The sequence below is a fragment of the Methylobacterium sp. C33D genome (assembly GCF_053345825.1).
This window is the reverse complement of record NZ_JBKFAV010000198.1, coordinates 1-307: the sequence shown is the minus strand read 5'-3', so window position 1 is coordinate 307 and position 307 is coordinate 1. Positions and strand designations below refer to the sequence as shown.

The following is a 307-nucleotide window of genomic DNA, read 5'->3' as shown; positions in this document are numbered from 1 at the left end:
ATTCCGGCCTGTGCGTCGACGCCCTCGCCGGCGCGCCGGGCATCTTCTCGGCCCGCTGGGCCGGGCCGGCCAAGGACTTCACCGGCGCGATGGCGCGGATCTTCGCCGAACTCGACCGGCGCGGCGCCGCCGAGCGCCGGGCGCACTTCGTGTCCGCCCTCGTGCTGGCTTGGCCGGACGGGCACACCGAGCTGTTCGAGGGGCGGGTGTTCGGCGACCTCGTCGCCGCGAAGGGCCCCGCGGGCTTCGGCTACGATCCGATCTTCCGGCCCGACGGCCACGAGCGCACCTTCGGCGAGATGAGCGC

The 307-nt window shown here is 74.9% G+C and carries 1 protein-coding gene; it reads left to right on the top strand.

All coding sequences use genetic code 11. The annotated features are described in order from the left end of the window. On the top strand, positions 1 to 307 hold a 307-nt coding region (locus ACLBXO_RS32015), incomplete at both ends, for a non-canonical purine NTP pyrophosphatase (RefSeq protein ID WP_447687949.1).